The sequence below is a fragment of the Sphingopyxis sp. GW821-FHT12C06 genome, from assembly GCF_058807415.1.
In genome coordinates this window covers 1-1,656 of record NZ_JBXAQR010000010.1, presented here as the reverse complement: position 1 = coordinate 1,656, position 1,656 = coordinate 1, and the positions used below count along the sequence as shown (strand labels likewise).

The 1,656-nt window shown below is 66.1% G+C and carries 2 protein-coding genes; both read left to right on the top strand.

What is annotated here, in order from left to right:
- Window positions 1-651, top strand: a 651-nt coding sequence (locus tag AC1RRJ_RS21550; protein WP_493126576.1) for an acetaldehyde dehydrogenase (acetylating), incomplete at its 5' end; no start/stop codon positions are given.
- A gap of 1 nt (window position 652) precedes the next feature.
- Window positions 653-1,656, top strand: a 1,004-nt coding sequence (gene dmpG / locus AC1RRJ_RS21545; RefSeq protein WP_493126574.1) for a 4-hydroxy-2-oxovalerate aldolase, incomplete at its 3' end; no start/stop codon positions are given.

The following is a 1,656-nucleotide window of genomic DNA, read 5'->3' as shown; positions in this document are numbered from 1 at the left end:
GTCGACCTGACCCCCGCAGCCATCGGCCCCTTCACCGTGCCGCCGGTCAATATGGAAGCGCATCTCGATCAGCCCAACGTCAATATGGTGACGTGCGGCGGACAGGCGACGATCCCGATGGTCGCCGCGGTCAGCCAGGTCAGCAAAGTCCATTATGCCGAGATCATCGCCTCGGTCTCGTCGCGCTCGGCCGGCCCCGGCACCCGCGCCAATATCGACGAGTTCACCCGCACCACCGCGCGCGCGATCGAGGCGGTCGGCGGCGCGACGGTGGGCAAGGCGATCATCATCCTCAACCCCGCCGAACCGCCGATGATCATGCGCGACACCGTCTTCACCCTGTCCGACGGCGCCGACGAGGACGCGATCCGCGCCTCGGTCGAGGCGATGGTCAAAAAGGTTCAGGCCTATGTCCCCGGATACCGGTTGAAGCAGGAGGTTCAGTTCGAACGCTTCGGCGACAACAATCCGCTGACCATCCCGGGCCAGGGCGTCTTCACCGGGGTCAAGACGTCGATCTTCCTCGAGGTCGAGGGCGCAGGCGACTATCTGCCCCCTTACTCGGGCAATCTCGACATCATGACCGCGGCGGCCAAGGCGACGGGCGAACTGCTCGCCGCGCGGCGCATGGCGGCGGGAACGGAGAACTGACATGGCCGGTTTTGATGTGAACAGCCAGAAACTCTATATTCAGGACGTCACGCTGCGCGACGGCATGCACGCGATCCGCCACATGTATGGCGTCGACCATGTCCGCGCGATCGCCAAGGCACTCGACGACGCCGGGGTCGATGCGATCGAGGTCGCGCACGGCGACGGATTGTCGGGCACCAGCTTCAACTATGGCTTTGGCGCGCATACCGATTGGGAATGGATCGAGGCGGTCGCCGACGTCCTCCAACGCTCGATATTGACGACGCTGATCCTGCCCGGCCTCGGGACGGTCGAGGATCTCAAGCGTGCCTATGATCTGGGCGTCCGTTCGGTCCGTGTCGCGACGCATTGCACCGAGGCCGATGTGTCGAAGCAGCATATCGGCATCGCGCGTGACCTCGGCATGGACGTCGCGGGCTTCCTGATGATGAGCCATATGATCGAGCCCGAGGCTCTCGCCGCACAGGCGCTCCTGATGGAAAGCTATGGCGCGCATTGCGTCTATGTCACCGACAGCGGCGGCGCGCTCGACATGGACGGCGTGCGCGACCGGTTGCAGGCCTATGACCGTGTGCTGAGGCCCGAGACGCAGCGCGGGATGCACGCGCATCACAATCTCTCGCTCGGTGTCGCCAACTCGATCGTCGCCGCGCAGGAAGGCGCGGTGCGCATCGACGCGAGCCTCGCGGGCATGGGCGCCGGCGCCGGCAATGCGCCGCTGGAGGTGTTCATCGCCGCCGCCGACCGCAAGGGCTGGAACCATGGCTGCGACGTCATGGCGCTGATGGACGCCGCCGAGGATCTGGTCCGCCCGCTGCAGGACCGCCCGGTCCGCGTCGACCGCGAGACCCTCGCGCTCGGCTATGCCGGGGTCTACTCCAGCTTCCTGCGCCACGCCGAGAAAGCCGCCGCCGATTACGGCCTCGACACCCGCGCGATCCTCGTCGAACTCGGACGCCGCAAAATGGTCGGCGGACAGGAAGACATGATCGTCGATGTCGC